The sequence below is a fragment of the Morococcus cerebrosus genome, assembly GCF_022749515.1.
Lineage (GTDB): Bacteria > Pseudomonadota > Gammaproteobacteria > Burkholderiales > Neisseriaceae > Neisseria > Neisseria cerebrosa.
Genome location: NZ_CP094242.1, coordinates 140,296 through 159,959, shown reverse-complemented (window position 1 = coordinate 159,959; position 19,664 = coordinate 140,296). Strand labels below are relative to the sequence as shown.

Genomic DNA, 19,664 nt, shown 5'->3' with positions numbered 1-19,664 from the left:
TTTCTTATTTTTAATGCGAGCCTAATGGATTTAAAATAAACGGAAAAGTTCCGTTATTCAGGGAAGTTTTTATTACAAACGTGATGGTGTTTATTGTTCAGACGACGCCTGCCGTTTGCCCGATATAGTGGATTAACTAAATCAGAACAAGGCGACGAAGCCGCAAACAGTACAGATAGTACGGAACCGATTCACTTGGTGCTTCAGCACCTTAGAGAATCGTTCTCTTTGAGCTAAGGCGAGGCAACGCCGTACCGGTTTAAAGTTAATCCACTATAAAAGGTCGTCTGAAACATCAAGCAAAGACATCACCCCTTGTCAATATTCTGTCATTTCATTTTTCGAAAGTCCGCCATGCTGACCATTACCACCTGCCTCGCCTACCCCGAGCCGCCGTCCAACCTGCTGCCGTTGGCGGACGCACTGACGCGCGACAACATCCCCACCGCCTTCGTGCCCTGGCAAAACCACCCAAAATCCGCCTTTATCCTGCCTTTGTGCGCATGGGATTATGTGGCGGAGCCTGAAGCGTTTGGGCAGTGGCTGACCGAAGCAGAAGCGTACGGGCAAAGGTTTATCAACCCCGTCGGGCTGATGCGTTGGAACATGGACAAACGTTATTTGTGCGATTTGGCAGAATGGGGAGCGGACGTGATTCCGAGCGTGCAGACGTCGTCTGAAAAAGAAAAATTGGAAGACATTTTAAAAAATCGGGGCTGGCGGGAAGCGGTCGTCAAACCCGTTATCGGGCAGAGCGGGCGCGGCGTGGCGAAAATCAGGGCGGGAGAAGTGTCGTTGAAGGCGGAGGATTATCCGCAAGGCGTCATCGTCCAGCCTTATATCCGCGAAATCGAAACGGCGGGCGAAACCTCACTGGTGTTTTTTGACGGGCGTTTCAGCCATGCCGTACTGCGTATGCCACCCCAAGGCGAATGGCGCGCCAATTCCGCCTACGGAGTCGCCGTCAGCCCCGCCGCGCCACCGGAAAAAGCAATCGAAACCGCACGGCAGATATTGGACATGCTGCCTGAAATACCGGCATACGCCCGCATAGACGGGACGCTGATCGGCGACAGGTTGCTGCTCAACGAATTGGAACTCGTCGAACCCGCCCTTTACCTGCATACCGCGGAAAACGCGGTTGCCGATATGGTGCAGGCGGTAAAGCGCGTTATCGCGGGTTGATGATAAAGAATCAATGCAAAAAAGGTCGTCTGAAAACAAAGGTAGCGGGTTTTCAGACGACCTTTGTTCAAAATCAGAAAACGAAATGAAGACCTCGCATTATAAACGCGCGATAAAGCCGGGCAGCTCGGACAAATCGTTCAAGATTGCCAAATGCGGTCGCGTTGCCAGTTGCGCGGCGGTATGCGCGCCGGTCGGTACGGCAACGGCAGGGGCTTTCGCATTTGCCGCCATATCCAAATCGTGGGTCGTATCGCCGACAATCAAAGTTTGCGAAGGCTCCAGCCCCAATTCGGAACATAAGGCAAAAACCATATCGGGCGCGGGTTTGGACGCATATTCGCTTGCGCAGGCGGTTGCCATCCAAAAATCTGCCGTCCCCGTCTGCATAATAGAACGGTCCAAACCCGTACGCCCTTTGCCTGTCGCTACGGCAAGCCAAAAGCCTTGTTGTTTTAACGTGTTCAAACAAGGTATGGCTTCGGGGAACAAGGTCATATTGTGATTGTTCGGATTCAGATAATGCGCGGCATAGGTTTCTGCCAATTCTTCGCGCAGGTGTTCGCCCGCATTAGGCGCAAGGCGGAAGATGATTTCGGGCAGGCTGTAACCGATTAAGGCGCGGATGACATCCGCATCGGGGGCTTTTAAACCGCAGTCGGCAAAACTTTGTTGGAACGTACGGATAATCGGGCGAGTCGTATCGGCAAGCGTTCCGTCCCAGTCGAAAATAATCAGTTCAGGCTTCATCAGAAATCCTTTCAGACGACGTTATCAATATGATTGTATAGCGGATTTTAAGACGGTTCAAAACGGCATTTCCTTTGAAGATTTGTTTGGCCAGCAGGAAAATACGGCAGTTTCGGGTAAAATACGGCGGTTTGCCAATCATCCGAAAGAAACCCATGTATTCCCTAGCCCGCAGCCTGCTGTTCAAACTCGATGCCGAAAAAGCCCACCATTTCACCCTCGACGCGCTCAACAAAGTATACAAACTCGGTTTGCTTCCGATTTTCGACAACCGAACCAAGCCCGTCAAACTCATGGACATTACCCTGCCGAATCCGGTCGGACTGGCTGCCGGACTCGATAAAAACGGCGAATACATAGACGCATTGGGCGCACTCGGCTTCGGCTTCCTCGAAATCGGCACGGTAACGCCCAAACCGCAGCCCGGCAACCCGCAGCCGCGCCTCTTCCGCGTTCCCGAACACCAAGGCATCATCAACCGCATGGGCTTCAACAACCACGGTATTGACGCCATGATTCAAAACATCGAAAAAAGCCGTTATCAAGGCGTGTTGGGCATCAACATCGGCAAAAACGCCGTAACCCCCATCGAAAACGCCGCCGACGACTATTTAATCTGCCTCGAAAAAGCCTACGCACACGCAAGTTACATTACCGTCAATATTTCCTCACCCAACACCAAAAACCTCCGCGCACTGCAAGGCGGCGACGAACTGAGCGCGCTACTCGAAGCCCTGAAAAACAAACAGGCGCAGCTTGCCGCCGCGCACGGAAAATACGTCCCGCTCGCCGTCAAAATCGCCCCCGATTTGGATGAAGCACAAATCGAAGACATCGCCCACGTTGTCAAATCCGTCGAAATGGACGGCATCATCGCCACTAATACCACCATCGACAAATCAAGCCTCGGCAGCCATCCGCTCGCAGGCGAGCAGGGCGGCCTAAGCGGCCTGCCCGTGCGCGAAAAAAGCAACCAAGTGCTAAAAATGTTGGCGGAACACATCGACGGTAAGCTGCCGATTATCGGCGTAGGCGGCATCATGAACGGCAAGGATGCCGCCGAAAAAATCCGCCTCGGCGCAACCGCCGTCCAAGTGTACAGCGGCATGATTTATAAAGGTCCGGCATTAGTGAAGGATTGTCTGGCAGCGTTGAAATAAGCGCGATTTCCAACACAAAAGGTCGTCTGAAAACCCATATTTAAAGTTTTCAGACGACCTTCCCCATACTTCCGATTTAATGCGTTTCCACCCGTTTGAAATCTCTCGGTCTGAAACCCAACGCGGCCAGCGAAACAAAATATAAACCGCCGCCTATCGCAATCAGGATGCACAACTGCCCTGCTTTGCGCAAACCGCCGACATGCACCCACTCAAACGGCAGGTAAGCCTGCGCAGCCCACAGCCCGCTGCCCATCACGACAAGCGACAGCAGCATTTTACCCAGGAAACTCCCCCACCCTTTACCCGGTCGGTAAATACCGTGTTTGCGTAACAGATAAAACAGCAATCCCGCATTGATACACGCGCCTAGGCCGATGGCAAGCGAAAGCCCGACGTGTTTCAGAGAACTGATAAAGGCGAGGTTCATCAACTGTGTGCAGACGAGCGTAAAGATGGCGATTTTGACGGGCGTTTTAATGTTTTGCCGTGCATAGAAACCGGGTGCCAACACTTTAATCATGATTAAGCCGATTAAACCGAAAGAATAGGCAATCAGCGCATGTTGCGTCATCTGCGCGTCAAACAGCGTAAATTCGCGGTACATAAACAGCGTCGCCACCAGCGGGAACGACAATACCGCCAACCCGACCGCTGCCGGCAGGGTCAGCAGCATACACAGGCGCAAACCCCAGTCGAGCAGTCCGGAAAACTGCTCTGTATTCTGATTGGCTGCATGCTTGGACAAAGTCGGCAGCAAAATCGTACCGAGCGCCGCACCCAAAACGCCGCTGGGCAGCTCCATCAGGCGGTCGGCATAATACATCCACGAAACGCTGCCCGATTGCAGATAAGAAGCGAAAATCGTGTTGATCACCAAAGAAATCTGCGCCACGCTCACGCCCAAAATCGCAGGCGCCATCTGTTTCATCACGCGGTTGACCGCCCTATCTTGAAAATTCAGCTTAGGCAGTTTCAAAAAACCCAGTTTCGCCAGCCAAGGCAGTTGGAAACCGAGCTGCAAAATCCCGCCGACAAAAACTGCCCAAGCCAACGCGGTAACGGGCGGATCAAAATACGGTATGAAATACAGCGAAAAGACGATAAAAGAAATATTCAAAAACGTCGGCGTAAACGCGGGAATGCTGAACTTATGATAAGAATTCAGTATCGAACCAACAAAAGAAGACAACGAAATCAATAAGATATAAGGAAACGTAATCCGCAGCAAATCGATAGAAAGCTGGAATTTGTCCGCATCCTTGGCAAAGCCGGGCGCGGAAGCCCAAATCACCCAAGGCGCGGCAAGAATACCCAGCGCGGTAACGATAAGCAGGACAAACGACAGCATCCCCGCCACATGGCGGATAAACGCCTCCGTCGCTTCTTTTGAACGCGTTTCCTTATATTCCGCCAAAATCGGCACAAAAGCCTGTGCAAACGCCCCTTCCGCAAATACGCGGCGCAGCAGGTTCGGCAGTTTGAACGCCACAAAAAAGGCGTCGGTCGCCATACCTGCACCAAACGCTCGGGCAATTACCGTATCGCGCACAAATCCAAGTATGCGCGACACCATCGTTAAGCTGCCTACCTTGGCCAAAGCCCCTAACAAATTCATCCGTTTTATTCCTTCAAAAGTCCAGATGTCGTCTGAAAGCGCGTATTGTACGACAGAATCGAACAGAACACTTTTTCAGACGACCTCTTTCAACACCATCATTTCCCTACATGAAACTGTCTTTTTCGCATCAAACCATATATCAAACCGCCAAAATGCAATAAAATCTCCCATTTAACCAAACTATCACGGAGTAAACATGAAACTCAAAGCCTTGATGCTTACCGCCGCTCTGCTGGCCCTGACCGCCTGCGACAACAAAGTCCAAACCAGCGTCCCCGCCGACAGTGCGCCTGCGGCTTCAGCAGCCTCCGCTGCGCCTGTCGCTTTAGTTGAGGGGCTTAACTACACCACACTCAGCACGCCTATTCCCCAACAGCAGGCAGGTAAAGTCGAAGTCCTCGAATTTTTCGGCTACTTCTGTCCACACTGCGCCCACCTCGAACCCGTTTTGAGCAAACACGTCAAAACCTTCAAAGACGACACCTACCTTCGTACTGAACACGTTGTTTGGGGCGATGAGATGAAACCGTTGGCGCGCCTTGCTGCCGCCGTCGATATGGCGGTCGCAGACACCAAAGACATTGCAAACAGCCATATCTTTGATGCTATGGTTAATCAGAAAGTCAAACTGCAAGACCCTGAAACCCTCAAAAAATGGTTGGCCGAGCAAACCGCTTTTGACGGTAAAAAAGTCCTCGCCGCCTACGAATCCCCCGAAAGCCAAACCCGCGCAGACAAAATGGCAGAGCTGACCAACACCTACAAAATTGACGGCACGCCTACCGTCATTGTCGGCGGCAAATACAAAGTCGAATTTGCCGACTGGGAATCAGGTATGAAAACCATAGACCTGCTTGCAGACAGAGTACGCGAAGAACAAAAAACTGCCAAATAATCCCAAAAAAGCAAACAGCCGTCCGAAACCGCGATTTCAGGACGGCTGTTTTCACAAAACATCAGGCAAAAAAACAAGCGGGACAGAGAAACGGGCGCACATCCCCCATATCCCTTATAATATCCCCCATTCCCATTTTTTCAGACGACCTCCGACACAAAAGGTCGTCTGAAACCCAAAATACAAGAGAACACCATGAAATTCATCGACGAAGCAAAAATCGAAGTCGCCGCAGGCAAAGGCGGTAATGGCGCAACCAGTTTCCGCCGCGAAAAATTCGTACCGCGCGGCGGTCCTGACGGCGGCGACGGCGGCAAAGGCGGCAGCGTCTGGGCAGAAGCCGACGAAAACACCAACACCCTCGTCGAATACCGCTTCGTCAAACGCTACCAAGCCAAAAACGGCGAAAAAGGCCACGGCTCCGACCGCTACGGCGCAGGGGCGGACGACATCGTCCTCAAAATGCCCGTCGGCACCCTTATCCGCGACCTCGACACCGACGAAATTGTCGCCGACCTCACTTACCACGGCCAGCGCGTCTGCCTCGCCAAGGGCGGCAAAGGCGGCTTGGGCAACATCCACTTCAAATCCTCCGTCAACCGCGCGCCCAAACAATCCACGCCCGGCGAAGAAGGAGAAACCCGTTCCCTGCAACTCGAACTCAAAGTCCTCGCCGATGTCGGCTTATTGGGCATGCCCAACGCCGGTAAATCCACCCTGATTACCGCCGTATCTGCCGCACGTCCCAAAATCGCCAACTATCCCTTCACCACCCTGCATCCGAACTTAGGTGTCGTGCGCATCGACGAAAACCACAGCTTCGTCATGGCAGACATCCCCGGCCTGATTGAAGGCGCGGCTGAAGGCGCAGGCCTCGGTCACCGCTTCCTCAAACACTTATCGCGCACCGGCCTGCTGCTGCACGTCGTCGATTTGGCGCCCTTCGATGAAACCGTCAACCCCGCCGAAGAAGCACTCGCCATCATCAACGAATTGCGCAAATACGACGAAGAACTCTACGGCAAACCGCGCTGGCTGGTGCTGAACAAACTCGACATGCTCGACGAAGAAGAAGCCCAAACGTGCACTGCCGCCTTCCTCGAAGCCATCGGCTGGGATTACCCCAAACCAGACGACCGCTTCCAATTTGACATGGAAACCCCGCGCCTCTTCCAAATCAGCGCGCTGACCCACCAAGGCACGCAGGAATTGGTACACCAAATCAACCAATACCTGACCGAGAAAAAACGCATCGAAGCTGAGAAAGCGGAGGCGGAGCAGGCAGCGGTAAATACCGAGATTGCCGAGCAGCAGCCTAAAACAGATACTGGTGTGTTTAAACCGGAGTAAGAAATTTCAGATGGTCTTTTTAAGCCCTCTAAAAACCCTAATACTACTGATGAATCAAGTAGAAGACCCCATAATTAATAGATATATAAATGAAATTAGTTGACTTTTTTTCTGGTGCGGGAGGTTTGTCATGCGGATTAAATATGGCCGGGTTTCATTCCGTACTAGGCTCTGACATACATCCAATCTATGCACAAACTTTTGCAAAGAATCATCCTGATTCTAAAATAATTACTAGTGATATCAGAAAGTTATCAGAATACGATATTTTAAATTTAACTAACTTAAAAACTGGTGAATTAGACTTATTAGCAGGTGGGCCTCCCTGTCAAGGATTCTCTATTAATGCACCAATTCGGTCACTAGATGATCACAGAAATCATCTATTTAAAGAATATCTCCGAATAGCTAAAATTCTACAACCTAGAGCTATTCTAATTGAAAACGTACCAGGTATTGTTTCTTTAGGGAAAGGCACAGTTATAGAAGCTATTTATTCTGAACTAAAACAAATGGGATATTCTGTAGATCATCGTATTCTTTTTGCAGGCCATTATGGAATTCCCCAAACAAGATTCCGTACCATATTTATCGCCCTAAGAGATAACCATAAAGTTGAATTCCCTGAGCCAAGCCATTTTGCTACAGCTGTGACTAACTTTGCAGGAGCAAATGAACTCTGTATCAAAATACCCCCACTCTTTGCACAAGAGTTAAAAAAAGCAACGACTGTTTGGGATGCTATTTCCGACTTACCGATATTGGCTTTAGGAGAAAGTCTAGATAATATTGCATATCCCACAGCCCCTCTTTCTGAATATCAACAAATTCTAAGAGAAAGATCTAGCAAAATTTATAATCATAGCTGCGGAAAATTAGGAAAACTGAATTTAGAAAGATTAAAGCATATACCTCAAGGAGGGAGCTGGAGAGATATTCCTTTTGAATTATTACCTGAAGGATTAAAGAAAGCTCGTCGAAGTGACCATACAAAACGTTATGGGCGCCTCCACCCTCAAGAAATGTGCTCAACTATCCTTACCAAATGCGACCCCCATTGGGGAAGCTTCTTTCATCCAACACAAGATCGTGCATTATCAGTGAGAGAGGCTGCTCGCATCCAAAGCTTTCCTGATAACTACATTTTTACAGGAAATTTAACAGAACAATTTGAACAGGTTGGGAATGCTGTTCCTCCTCTAATGGCAAAAGCTATAGGGGAAACTATCAAAAAACTAATATCATAAATATGGCTAAAAAATCAACACGATCACTAATAGAAATATTTGGATATAGTCCAACAGATACATCACCTTTAGCACGTAAGTTTTGGGATTTATCAGCCTGCCCTTTTATTGGTAAAGCATGTATCAAATACAATCATGACAATACTATTTGTTATGGAACTTGTTCTGTATCAAATACGGGACATGATGTAATTATTTGTCCAAACAGACTATATGCAAATAAATATTCAAGCATCCAACGCGTAGGTAACGAAGTATTTGGAAATATCCCCTTCTTCCTATTCGATGAATATATTACTTATTCGACACAATCAAGAATGGAAACTTTAAATTGTATCGTCGCATTAGGTCTAAACTCAGGAAAAGAAGTTAAACTTAGCAAAATGAGTATGGACTGGGTTCTTGCACATATTGAAGATGGTGAACTTCGAGGTTATGTGGGGATTGAAGTTCAAAGTATTGATATTACAGGTAACTATAGAGATGCATGGTATGCAGCACGTAATAAAGAAGCTTTTATTCCAGCCTCAGCCCATGGTTTGAACTGGGCAAATGTTCATAAACGATTGATACCTCAAATTATTCGGAAGAGTCTAGTATATTCACGCTCTAAGTTAGTAACTCATGGACTATATTTCATAGTTCCTGAGGCTGTTTATCAAAAATTTGAAGAAATTATAGGCTCAGATATTCCCAAAACTGACCAAGATGCAAATGATGTCATAACTGTACATACTTACGACCTCGGAATTTCAGTTCCATCTGGTCAGCAAAGGGAATTAATACAAAAACGCACGCTGAAATTTAAATTAGATGATTTCGCCACTAGATTTATCACTGGATCAAATCTCCCCAGTGGCGAAGTTCTAGACAAAAAAATTAGAGAAATTCTTCATTGCAGATAAATTTATTGAAACCATGCTAACCATCTACAACACCCTTACCCGACAAAAAGAACCCTTCACCCCCATCGACTCTAAAAACGTGCGTATGTACGTTTGCGGCATGACCGTTTACGACTATTGCCACTTGGGTCACGCCCGCGTGATGGTCGTGTTCGACATGATTGCCCGCTGGCTGCGCGAGTGCGGCTATCCGCTCACTTATGTGCGCAACATCACCGACATCGACGACAAAATCATCGCTCGTGCGGCTGAAAACGGCGAAACCATCGGCGAACTGACCGCGCGCTTCATTCAGGCTATGCACGAAGATGCCGATGCTTTGGGCGTATTGCGTCCCGACATCGAGCCGAAGGCGACGGAAAACATTCCGCAAATGATTGCGATGATTGAAACCCTGATTCAAAACGGCAAGGCATACCCTGCCGCAAACGGCGACGTTTACTACGCCGTGCGCGAGTTTGCCGCTTACGGACAATTATCAGGTAAATCGTTGGACGACCTGCGCGCAGGCGAGCGCGTGGAAGTGGACGGTTTTAAACGTGATCCTCTTGATTTTGTCTTATGGAAAGCGGCGAAAGCAGGCGAGCCGGCATGGGAAAGCCCGTGGGGCAACGGTCGTCCGGGTTGGCACATCGAATGCTCCGCCATGAGCGAAGACCTGTTCGGCGATACTTTCGATATTCACGGCGGCGGCGCGGATTTGCAGTTCCCGCACCACGAAAACGAAATTGCCCAAAGTGTCGGCGCGACAGGGCATACCTGCGGCCATGACCACGCGCAAACTCACCACGGGCAAAGCATTGCCAGCCACGTCAAATACTGGCTACACAACGGCTTTATCCGTGTGGACGGCGAAAAAATGTCCAAATCGCTGGGCAACTTCTTCACCATCCGCGAAGTGTTGAAACAATACGACCCGGAAGTCGTGCGCTTCTTTATCCTGCGCGCCCACTACCGCAGCCCGCTGAACTACTCCGACGCGCATTTAGACGACGCAAAAGGCGCACTGACACGCCTGTACACCACCTTGAAAAACACCCCTGCCGCCGCGTTCGAATTGTCCGAAAACGCCAATGACTACACCCGCCGCTTCTACGCCGCCATGAACGACGATTTCGGTACGGTCGAAGCCGTTGCCGTGTTGTTTGAACTGGCAGGCGAAGTGAACAAAACCAATGATGTACACCTCGCCGGCTGCCTGAAAGCCTTGGGTGGCATCATCGGCCTGCTGCAACGCGATCCGACCGAGTTCCTGCAAGGCGGTGCGGTTTCAGACGGCCTCTCCAACGAAGAAATCGAAGACTTAATCGCCCAGCGCAAACAGGCGCGCGCGGATAAAAACTGGGCGGAGTCCGACCGCATCCGCGACCTTCTGAACGAACACAAAATCATTCTGGAAGACAACGCCAGCGGCACGACTTGGCGGCGCGGTTAATTTGCTTTGATACGAAAAAAGGTCGTCTGAAAACATTTTCAGACGACCTCTATATATAGTGGATTAAATTTAAATCAGGACAAGGCGACGAAGCCGCAGACAGTACAGATAGTACGGAACCGATTTACTTGGTGCTTAAGCACCTTAGAGAATCGTTCTCTTTGAGCTAAGGCGAGGCAACGCCGTACTGGTTTAAATTTAATCCACTATATTTGATTGGAAACCGTGATGTGTGTACTTTAATCTTCTAACAGGTTCTTCTTGATGACCGCAGGATTCCCAGCGGCGACGCAATATGGCGGCACATCTTTGGTTACCACAGCCCCTGCGCCGATGACTGCTCCTTTACCTACCCGGACGCCGCCCATAATAATCGCGCGCCGTCCGATCCAAACATCATCCTCAATCACAATCGGATTGATTTCCGTATAGCCCTCATATTTCAAAGTCTCACGATTAAACTTGTGATTATTGGAATAAAACAAACATTCCGGCCCCATCATAACATTATTTCCTATCGTCAGACCGTAGCATATTTCGCAATTGACACCGACCCCCGAGTTATCGCCGATCACCGTATCCGGCATGACATACGCACCTTTTTCAATATTAACGTTTGTACCGATATGAGGCGACACTCTCTTTGCCAAAAAACCACGGACTTTTTTAGCAGGCGTACCCAAAACGCTGCAATAAGACGGCGGCAGTAAACCGCCGATTACTCGCAGAATCAAACCATTTACTCTTGCCTTCATCCCTATACGGTTCCTCATTTCAAATATATTGTCATCAGACCCCTATTTTGCACAAAGTTCAAGAATAAAGCAAAAATTCTCAAAAAATTACCAAAATAAACAATATGATAAATAATTTAGCATCTTATTATCCCAATCATCATTTCAAGAACACAAAAGCAACGCCGACCAACCTCTCTCGGGCAATATCCTCTTGACGGAACAGAAAAAAACAGCGAGAATCCGACTCTTGTCTGAAGCATAGGTACATCCCCTATGCCCGCTTAACCGAAAGGAAACAAAATGAAACAAGGTATCCACCCTAATTACCACGAAATCAACGTTACCTGCTCTTGCGGTAACAAATTCGTCACCAAATCCGCGCTGGAAAAAGACAACTTCAACATCGAGGTTTGCTCTTTGTGCCACCCGTTCTACACCGGCACTCAAAAAATCGTCGACACCACCGGTCGCGTGGACAAATTCAACAACAAATTCGGCAACCTGTTCAAACGCTAATCGCCGCTCTACTGAAATAAAAAGACTGCATTTTATGCAGTCTTTTTTGCTTTATACGTCGTCTGAAAATGCATTTTCGCCAGATTAAAAACCCAATCCCTCCTTTCAGACGACCTCCCGCCGAATCTTTGCTAAACTACACGAAAATACGTTCAACATCCTCAAAGCTATGCTCACTTACACCTCGCCCGATTCGCGACAACCTGCCAAAACCCATGAAAAACCCTGGCTCTTGCTGCTGATGGCATTTGCCTGGCTGTGGCCGGGCGTGTTTTCGCACGACTTGTGGAATCCCGCCGAACCCACCGTCTTTACCGCCGTTGAAGCCTTAGACGCAGGCGCGACGCCGTTGGTTGCCCATGTGTTGGGACAGCCGGATTTTCAGATTCCGCCCGTCTATTTATGGGTGGCGGCGGCGTTCAAACACCTGTTGTCGCCTTGGGCGGCGGACGCTTATGATGCCGCGCGTTTTGCGGGCGTTTTCTTTACGATTATCGGGCTGACCGCCTGCGGTTTTGCCGGATTCAACTTTTTGGGCAGGCACCACGGGCGCAGCGTCGTCCTCATTCTGATCGGCAGCATCGGGCTACTCTCGGTCGCGCACTTCCTCAACCCCGCTTCCGTCGCCTTTGCCGCGTCGAGCATGATATTGTGCGGCTTTTCGTTGGCGCAACGCCGCGTCATTACCGCCTCCCTGTTGCTGGGCGGCGGCTGGGCGTTGCTGTCGCTCTCATCGGGCTATCTGATGACCGCCGCGCTGATGTTTTTAGCACCCGCCCTGCTGCTCGATGAGAAATGGCGCATCAAACGCTATTACCTGACGCTGGTCGGCGCGTTCGCCATCGGACTGCCGCTGCTGACGGTTTACCCGCTCATTTTCTCCAGAACGCAGCCCGAACTGTTTTCCATCTGGCTGCAACACCACTCGCTCGGCGCATTCGGCGGCTTGGGTGGTTTTCAGACGACCTTCAGTCTGTTCTACTACCTGAAAAACCTGCTCTGGTTTACCCTGCCCGCGTGGCCGCTCGCCGCATGGACGTTAAGCCGCCCCCGCATCCGCGAAAAAAACTGGAGCGTATTGTGCATTTCGTGGTTCCTCATCGTCCTCAGCATTCTTGCCGTCAGCCCGCAACGCCTCCAAGACAACCTCGTTTGGCTGCTGCCCCCGCTCGCCCTGCTCGGCGCGGCGCAACTGGACGGACTGCGGCGCGGCGCGGCGGCGTTTATAGTCAATTAAAAATAAAATAGTACAATACTCAACTTTGAAGGTCTAACCATGGCATACTCTGCGGACTTAAGAAACAAAGCTTTAAACTATTACGAACAATGCAAAAATATCAGCCAAACCGCAGCAACGTTTAACTTGTCAAGAAACACGCTTTACCTGTGGATTCGCCTTAAAAAACAAACAGGCAGCCTAAAACATCAAGTTACCGGTCTAAATGCCGTCAAATTGGATAGGCAAAAACTGGCTCAATATGTTGGGCAACACCCGGATGCCTATCTGCATGAAATCGCCAAACATTTTGATTGTACGCCAGCCGCCGTTTGCTATGCACTCAAACAGATGGGGATGACGCGCAAAAAAAGACCACCACTTACAAAGAACAAGACCCGGCCAAAGTAACGCATTATTTGACACAGCTGGCCGAATTTTCCGACTACCAACGTGTTTATTTGGATGAAACAGGATTTGACCGCTACCTGTTCCGTCCCTATGCCCGCAGCCCGAAAGGGCAAATAGTGAAAGCGCAGATAAGAGGAAAAAGATACCGACGCTTATCTCTGGTGTCCGCACAAGTCGGCAACCGGCTGATTGCTCCGATGGTTTATCAAAATACGATGACCGGGGTCTTTTTTGAAGCGTGGTTTCAGCAATGCCTACTGCCCGCATTGACTCAAAAATCGGTGATTATTTTAGATAATGCACGATTTCACCGTATGGGTGTTTTACGGGAAATGGCGGAAAAATTGGGACATAAGGTATTGCCTCTTGCACCTTATTCACCTGAGCTCAACCCGATTGAGAAGGTGTGGGCGAATATTAAGCGGTATCTGCGAACCGTATTGTCTGATTACGCCCGATTTGACGATGCGTTACTGTCCTATTTTGATTTTAATTGACTATATCAACTGGTTCGGCGTCATGGCGTTCGGACTTTTCGCCATTTTCCTGTGGACGGGCTTCTTCGCCATGAACTACGGCTGGCCTGCCAAACTCGCCGAACGCGCCGCCTATTTCAGTCCGTATTACACGCCTGACATCGACCCGATACCGATGGCGGTCGCCCTGCTGTTTACCCCGCTGTGGCTGTGGGCGATTACCCGCAAAAACATCCGCGGCAGACAGGCAGTGACCAACTGGGCGGCAGGCGTTACGCTGGCGTGGGCATTGCTGATGACCCTGTTCCTGCCGTGGCTCGACGCCGCCAAAAGCCACGCGCCCGTCGTCCTCCAAACGGAAGCCGCCCTCTCTCCCGAACTGAAACAACGGCTTTCAGACGACCTAGAATGTATCAGCATCGCCAACGAAGACCACCGCGCCCGTATCGCTTGGGCGCAATACAGCGACTTGACACTCCATATCGACGATGCTGCCTGCCGCTACCGTCTGGTGCAGCAGCCTAAAAATACCGACGCGCCGCCGGGCTGGACGAAAATCTGGCAGGGCGCACGCCCAAGGAACAAAGTGGAAGGCTTCGCACTTTTAAAAAGAGAAGAGTAAAAAAGGTCGTCTGAAAAGCAAAATTGCCGGTTCAGTGGAAATACCCTAATTAAGCTGAAAATTTTGAACCTGGTGTCCAAACCATCGGGCCGTACCAATAGAGATTGAAAGGACTGAATCCACGGCAATATGAAAATCAAAAGGTCGTCTGAAAAGCAAAGTTGGAAACCCTACTCTGTTTTTCAGACGACCTTTTGATTATTTATTGAAAACTGAATCGACCACCGCAGCTTATTGTTTACGCCTATCCCACCAAGCGAATAAGTTGCCCAAGACGGTTCCCGATACGGAGTGCCAGACGCAGGCGACGGCGGTGGCGACGGCGGATTCGGCGTTACCCGGGAAGAATTTGGCGCTCAGACCCGTGGCGAGACCGGCGTTTTGTACGCCGACTTCGATAGCGATGGTACGTTTTTTGGCGGTGTTCATACCGGTTAGCGCGCCGCTGTAATAGCCGAGGATGTAGCCGCCGATATTGTGTGCGGCAATGGCGAGCACCATAACTAAGGCAGATTCGGCAAAACGGTGGCCGTGGACGGCGGCAACACCGCCGACAATGCAGGCAAAGGCGGCAACGGCAACGGCGGGCATGATGGCGCGAACATCTTCAAACCAGTGTTTTTTGTGCAGCAACATATTGGCGGCAGAGCCGATAACGACAGGCAACAGGGTAACGAGCAACATAAACTTGAACATGCCCCAGCCGTCCATTTCGACGGTTTGTCCCACGAGGTAAGTCATCCACAGCGGCGTCATAACGGGGGCGAGGACGGTAGAGACGGTGGTCATGCCGACTGAGAAGGCAACATCGCCTTTGGCAAGGAAACTCATGATGTTGGACGAAACCCCGCCCGGGCAAGTACCGACCAAAACCAGACCCAGCGTCAATCCGGGCGAAAGGTTGAAGGCTTTGGCGATACCGATGGCGAGCAGCGGCATAATGGTGTATTGGGCAACTGCGCCGATGAAAATATCGAGCGGGCGTTTAGCCAAAATTTGATAGTCTTCTTTGCCTAGAGTCATGCCCATGCCGAGCATAATGATGCCGAGTACGACGACTTGCGTGTCGCCTTTCACCCATGAAAAGGTAGCGGGTTCGATAAAGGCGACGATAGAGGCAAGGACGATAATCAGGGCGGTGAATCGGGTCATTTGCCGGCTGACGGCAGTCAGAAAGTTCATAGTTTGCTCCTTTGTAGGTTGTTATGTATGACAGCGATTGCCATAATTTAACGGATATTAACTTTTCTGTATCATCCTGGCAATGATGGACAGACGTGTGCCAAAGGTCGTCTGAACACTAAGAAAGTACTGTTTTTGATAACGACGTTTTTCTAGAAACCGATTTATATATTGTCAACAATGTTTAATTGACACCTATAAACCATTCACAAACAATCAATAAGTAGTCAAAAGTAATGCCATGATTAAAAAAATATTTCATTTATTTGCTTGGTATTCCGTATAAAAATGTCTGAAATCCTAACTATTCTTTGACAATCTTTAACCCATCCCCTAATATCCAACAGTTTGATTCCGCAAAGCGGATTTAAGAAAAACATTTTTGAGATTTTGAGAGGTAAAACAATTATGGAATGGGAATTTAACAGTTACTACACGTTGATTGCCGCCACATTGGTTTTGTTGATTGGTAAGGTTTTGGTAAACAAAGTCAAATTCCTGCGCGATTTCAACATTCCCGAGCCTGTGGCAGGCGGCTTGATTGCTGCGATTATCCTGTTTGCACTGCATCAAGCTTACGACGTGAGCTTCAAATTTGAAAAACCGCTGCAAGACGCATTCATGCTGATTTTCTTCACTTCTATCGGTTTGAGCGCGGATTTCTCCCGCTTGAAAGCAGGCGGTCTGCCGTTGGTGATTTTCACCGCTGTCGTAGGGGCGTTTATCATCGTGCAGAACTTTGTCGGCGTCGGCTTGGCGAAGATTTTGGATTTGAATCCGCTTATCGGCCTGATTACCGGCTCGATTACCCTGACCGGCGGACACGGTACCGCAGGCGCATGGGGACCTGACTTTGAAAACAAATTCGGCTTGGTCGGCGCTACCGGATTGGGTATGGCTTCCGCCACGTTCGGTTTGGTATTCGGCGGCCTGATCGGCGGCCCGGTTGCGCGCCGTCTGATCAACAAAATGGGACGCAAACCCATCGAGCAAAGCGGACAAAAGGCAAATGCAGACGAACATGCCGACGACGTGTTCGAACAAGCGAAGCGCACCCGCCTGATCACCGCCGAATCCGCCGTCGAAACGCTTGCCATGTTTGCAGCGTGTTTGGCATTTGCCGAAATTGTGGACGGTTTCGACAAAGAATATCTGTATGATTTGCCGAAATTCGTATGGTGTCTGTTTGCCGGTGTCGTCATCCGCAACATTCTGACTTCTGCGTTTAAAGTCAATATGTTCGACCGCGCCATCGACGTATTCGGCAATGCCTCCCTGTCGCTTTTCCTCGCAATGGCGCTTTTGAACCTGAAATTGTGGGAATTGACCGGTTTGGCGGGTCCTGTAACCATCATCCTCGCCGTACAAACCGTCGTGATGATTCTGTACGCGACATTCGCCACCTACGTTTTTATGGGACGCGACTACGATGCGGCGGTTTTGGCGGCAGGACACTGCGGCTTCGGCTTGGGCGCAACGCCGACCGCCGTTGCCAATATGCAATCCATCACGCAGACCTTCGGTCCTTCGCACAAAGCCTTCTTGATTGTGCCTATGGTCGGCGCGTTCTTCGTGGACTTGATTAACGCGGCAATCCTTTCCGGTTTTGTAAATGTCATCACCAAATAAGTAAGCATTTATAACGGTTCGTTGAAAAAGCACTTGCAACATTTACTTGCTGCAAGTGCTTTTGTTATGATGGTCGTCTGAAAAGCAGTCCGGTCTGGTCTGCAACCGCATCAAGGAGATATTTATGAACAAAAAACTGCTGGCTTTGCCGCTCGTCCTGATATTGGCCGCGTGCGGCAAGGATGAGCCCAAGCAGGCTTTGGAATGCAATCATCCCGCCGCCATCCAAAGCATCAAAACACAAATCCAAAACATTATCCGCCAGGAAGCGCGCGCATTCGCCCGCAACGACAGCCGCCAATTCGTCGATGCGGACAAAGTCATTGCTGCCGGTTCCGAACTGGAAATCGGCTTAAACAATGCCCAACAAATTGATGAAGACAACAAAACCATATGCGGTGCGGATTTAAGCATCCGAGTTCCTGCCGATGTCCTTAATGCGGCGGAAACCAATAGCCCTTTGATTTACAGCGAAACGACTTTAGCCGAAATACTGGAACAAAAGCTGACAGGCAGCAATTTGAAATTTGCCGACAATACACTTTCAACTTCCGTACGTTATACGCCTGATAAAGACGGCAACGCTGTTTTGGAAGACAACACTGTCTCCATGACGGCGCGCACGCTGTCCTCGCTGCTGCTGCCCTACGGTGTCAAAAGTATTGTGATGATTGACGGCAAGGCAGTCAGCAAAGAAGATGCTATGAAGTTGTTAAAAGGCAAACACGATGAGCCGCCTGTCGTTTCTCCGGAAGATATTCTGGAAAACAATGCCGCCAGCCAAGCATCGGGCGTGCCGCAGGCAGCAGGATTGGAAACCGAAATCCTGCATCCTGATATAGAAGCGAAACGCGAAGAGCCGTCCTTCTCGCAAAACGATCTGGACAATGCACGCCGTCAAAACCGTAATGCAGATTCTGAAATCCAAGGGGTATGGGACGGGATGGAGCATACTGTCCAAAAAGAACTGCTCGCCGAGCAGCGTGCTTGGATTCAGAACAAGATTCAAAACTGCCAACAGGCTGCCGCCCAGGCTGACAACCCTGCTCAAGCCGAATATCTCAAGCTCCAATGCGATACCCGCATGACACGCGAACGTACGCAATACCTGCGCGGCTATTCGATTGACTAGACGGATCTTCCTTCTCGATCATCAAAAGGTCCTTGGATTCGGATTTCAAGTGCAACACCAGGGTACCAGTGGTTGGAACAGATTTAAGAATAAAACACTTGGCGTTTCGTAGCCAAGTGTTTTTCTTGGCCGGTGGTTCAACTCATCTTGAACCCTGCGTATCTCCCGATCGCTGATGTTTCGGAAATCGGTTTGTTTGGGGAAATATTGTCGGATGAGTCCGTTGGTGTTCTCATTCAGCCCTTTCTCCCAAGAATGGTAAGGGCGGCAAAAATAGGTTTTCGCCTTCAATGCTTTGGCTATTTTGGTGTGTTGGTAGAACTCTTTGCCGTTATCCATGGTAATGGTGTGGACTCTGGCTTTATATGCCTTTAATACCCTAATGGCCGCCCGGGCAGTGTCTTCGGCTTTTAAGTTCTTTAATTTGCAGATGATGGTGTAGCGGGTAGTGCGTTCGACCAAGGTCAATAACGCGCTTTTCTGATTTTTGCCGACGATGGTGTCGGCCTCCCAATCGCTGATGCGAGTTTTCCGGTCGACGATAGCAGGTCGGTTCTCTATGCCGACGCGGTCGGGCACTTTGCCTCTGGTCCATGTGCTGCCGTAGCGTTTGCGGTAGGGTTTGCTGCATATTCTGAGGTGTTGCCACAAAGTGCCGCCGTTGCTTTTGTCTTGGCGGAGGTAGCGGTAAATAGTGCTGTGATGGAGTGTGATCCCGTGGTGTTTATGCAGGTAGGCACATACTTGTTCGGGACTGAGTTTGCGGCGGATAAGGGTGTCGATGTGTTGAACCAGCTGCGAATCGAGCTTATAGGGTTTTCGCCGGTGCTGTTTGGTCAGCCGGCTTTGCTTCTGTGCTTTTTCGGCGCTGTATTGCTGTCCTTGGATGCAGTGCCGCTTGATTTCTCGGCTGATGGTGCTTTTGTGGCGGTTGAGCTGTTTGGCGATTTCGGCGACGGTGCAGTAGCGGGACAGGTATTGGATATGGTATCGTTCGTCTTGGGTCAGTTGTGTGTAGCTCATGGCAATCTTTCTTGCAGGAAAGGCCGTATGCTACCGCATACTGGCCTTTTTCTGTTATGGAAAGTTGCACTTCAAATGCGAATCCGCCGTCGTCTGAAATCTTGACTTCAAGGTTCCAGACGACCTTTTTCCTTTTTTCTGTATTTGGCTTTGTTTAATTTATTTGTAATTT

At 49.8% G+C, this 19,664-nt stretch carries 16 protein-coding genes and 2 pseudogenes; 13 read left to right on the top strand and 5 right to left on the bottom strand.

The window, feature by feature from the left end; translation table 11 throughout:
• The first annotated feature begins 354 nt into the window (after nucleotides 1–354).
• Nucleotides 355–1,185 (top strand): ATP-grasp domain-containing protein, encoded by an 831-nt coding sequence (locus MON37_RS00720; protein ID WP_039408566.1) that lies wholly within the window; start codon nucleotides 355–357, stop codon nucleotides 1,183–1,185.
• Nucleotides 1,186–1,284: 99 nt separating this feature from the next.
• On the opposite strand, the gene MON37_RS00715 is transcribed toward MON37_RS00720, so the two are convergent.
• Nucleotides 1,285–1,938, bottom strand: coding sequence for an HAD-IA family hydrolase (locus MON37_RS00715; RefSeq protein WP_204827804.1), 654 nt, complete (start codon nucleotides 1,936–1,938; stop codon nucleotides 1,285–1,287).
• A gap of 152 nt (nucleotides 1,939–2,090) precedes the next feature.
• Between MON37_RS00715 and MON37_RS00710 the strand changes: the two genes are divergently transcribed.
• The gene (locus MON37_RS00710) at nucleotides 2,091–3,095 is read left to right on the top strand and encodes a quinone-dependent dihydroorotate dehydrogenase (RefSeq protein WP_039408560.1); all 1,005 of its coding nucleotides are present in this window, start codon (nucleotides 2,091–2,093) and stop codon (nucleotides 3,093–3,095) included.
• 76 nt (nucleotides 3,096–3,171) lie between these two features.
• Here the strand turns inward: MON37_RS00710 and murJ are convergent, their stop codons facing one another.
• Nucleotides 3,172–4,713 (bottom strand): murein biosynthesis integral membrane protein MurJ, encoded by a 1,542-nt coding sequence (gene murJ, locus MON37_RS00705; RefSeq protein WP_039408559.1) that lies wholly within the window; start codon nucleotides 4,711–4,713, stop codon nucleotides 3,172–3,174.
• A gap of 199 nt (nucleotides 4,714–4,912) precedes the next feature.
• On the opposite strand from murJ, the gene MON37_RS00700 reads away from it, so the two are divergent.
• From MON37_RS00700 to cysS, 5 genes are all read left to right on the top strand, one after another.
• Nucleotides 4,913–5,611: a thiol:disulfide interchange protein DsbA/DsbL gene (locus MON37_RS00700; protein WP_039408558.1), complete on the top strand. Its 699-nt coding sequence runs from the start codon at nucleotides 4,913–4,915 to the stop codon at nucleotides 5,609–5,611.
• 195 nt (nucleotides 5,612–5,806) lie between these two features.
• On the top strand, nucleotides 5,807–6,961 hold the full coding sequence (gene obgE / locus MON37_RS00695; protein WP_039408556.1) for a GTPase ObgE: 1,155 nt from the start codon (nucleotides 5,807–5,809) through the stop codon (nucleotides 6,959–6,961).
• Between the two features lie 89 nt (nucleotides 6,962–7,050).
• Nucleotides 7,051–8,208 (top strand): DNA cytosine methyltransferase, encoded by a 1,158-nt coding sequence (locus MON37_RS00690; RefSeq protein ID WP_039408553.1) that lies wholly within the window; start codon nucleotides 7,051–7,053, stop codon nucleotides 8,206–8,208.
• A 2-nt stretch (nucleotides 8,209–8,210) separates the two neighbouring features.
• Nucleotides 8,211–9,113 (top strand): NotI family restriction endonuclease, encoded by a 903-nt coding sequence (locus tag MON37_RS00685; RefSeq protein WP_039408550.1) that lies wholly within the window; start codon nucleotides 8,211–8,213, stop codon nucleotides 9,111–9,113.
• A gap of 13 nt (nucleotides 9,114–9,126) precedes the next feature.
• On the top strand, nucleotides 9,127–10,548 hold the full coding sequence (gene cysS, locus MON37_RS00680) for a cysteine--tRNA ligase (RefSeq protein ID WP_039408547.1): 1,422 nt from the start codon (nucleotides 9,127–9,129) through the stop codon (nucleotides 10,546–10,548).
• Nucleotides 10,549–10,787: 239 nt separating this feature from the next.
• On the opposite strand, the gene MON37_RS00675 is transcribed toward cysS, so the two are convergent.
• Nucleotides 10,788–11,303 (bottom strand): acyltransferase, encoded by a 516-nt coding sequence (locus tag MON37_RS00675; RefSeq protein ID WP_070636022.1) that lies wholly within the window; start codon nucleotides 11,301–11,303, stop codon nucleotides 10,788–10,790.
• A gap of 282 nt (nucleotides 11,304–11,585) precedes the next feature.
• Here MON37_RS00675 and rpmE point away from each other — a divergent pair, with 282 nt between their 5' ends.
• The 4 genes and pseudogenes from rpmE to MON37_RS00655 all read left to right on the top strand — a co-directional run.
• Entirely contained in the window at nucleotides 11,586–11,801 is a 216-nt protein-coding gene (rpmE, locus tag MON37_RS00670; RefSeq protein WP_003741450.1) for a 50S ribosomal protein L31, read from the top strand.
• Between the two features lie 169 nt (nucleotides 11,802–11,970).
• Nucleotides 11,971–13,029, top strand: a pseudogene (locus MON37_RS00665) (ArnT family glycosyltransferase); the annotation flags it as partial.
• A gap of 48 nt (nucleotides 13,030–13,077) precedes the next feature.
• Nucleotides 13,078–13,925, top strand: a protein-coding gene (locus MON37_RS00660; protein WP_242883587.1) for an IS630 family transposase whose coding sequence is annotated in 2 segments (ribosomal slippage) — nucleotides 13,078–13,393 and nucleotides 13,393–13,925 — 849 coding nt in all. Because the reading frame shifts where the segments join, the coding sequence is not laid out codon by codon here.
• Nucleotide 13,926: 1 nt separating this feature from the next.
• Nucleotides 13,927–14,526 (top strand): annotated as a pseudogene (locus MON37_RS00655) (glycosyltransferase family 39 protein); the annotation flags it as partial.
• 231 nt (nucleotides 14,527–14,757) lie between these two features.
• On the opposite strand, the gene MON37_RS00650 reads toward MON37_RS00655, so the two are convergent.
• Nucleotides 14,758–15,708, bottom strand: coding sequence for a bile acid:sodium symporter family protein (locus MON37_RS00650; protein ID WP_009312770.1), 951 nt, complete (start codon nucleotides 15,706–15,708; stop codon nucleotides 14,758–14,760).
• Between the two features lie 408 nt (nucleotides 15,709–16,116).
• Between MON37_RS00650 and gltS the strand changes: the two genes are divergently transcribed.
• Both gltS and MON37_RS00640 read left to right on the top strand, forming a co-directional pair.
• Complete coding sequence (gltS, locus tag MON37_RS00645) at nucleotides 16,117–17,337, top strand: sodium/glutamate symporter (RefSeq protein ID WP_039410363.1); 1,221 nt, start codon at nucleotides 16,117–16,119, stop codon at nucleotides 17,335–17,337.
• A 124-nt stretch (nucleotides 17,338–17,461) separates the two neighbouring features.
• The gene (locus MON37_RS00640; RefSeq protein ID WP_039410361.1) at nucleotides 17,462–18,469 is read left to right on the top strand and encodes a lysozyme inhibitor LprI family protein; all 1,008 of its coding nucleotides are present in this window, start codon (nucleotides 17,462–17,464) and stop codon (nucleotides 18,467–18,469) included.
• 45 nt (nucleotides 18,470–18,514) lie between these two features.
• Here MON37_RS00640 and MON37_RS00635 read toward each other — a convergent pair whose 3' ends face one another.
• Nucleotides 18,515–19,492 (bottom strand): IS30 family transposase, encoded by a 978-nt coding sequence (locus MON37_RS00635; RefSeq protein WP_242883714.1) that lies wholly within the window; start codon nucleotides 19,490–19,492, stop codon nucleotides 18,515–18,517.
• Nucleotides 19,493–19,664: the final 172 nt, after the last annotated feature.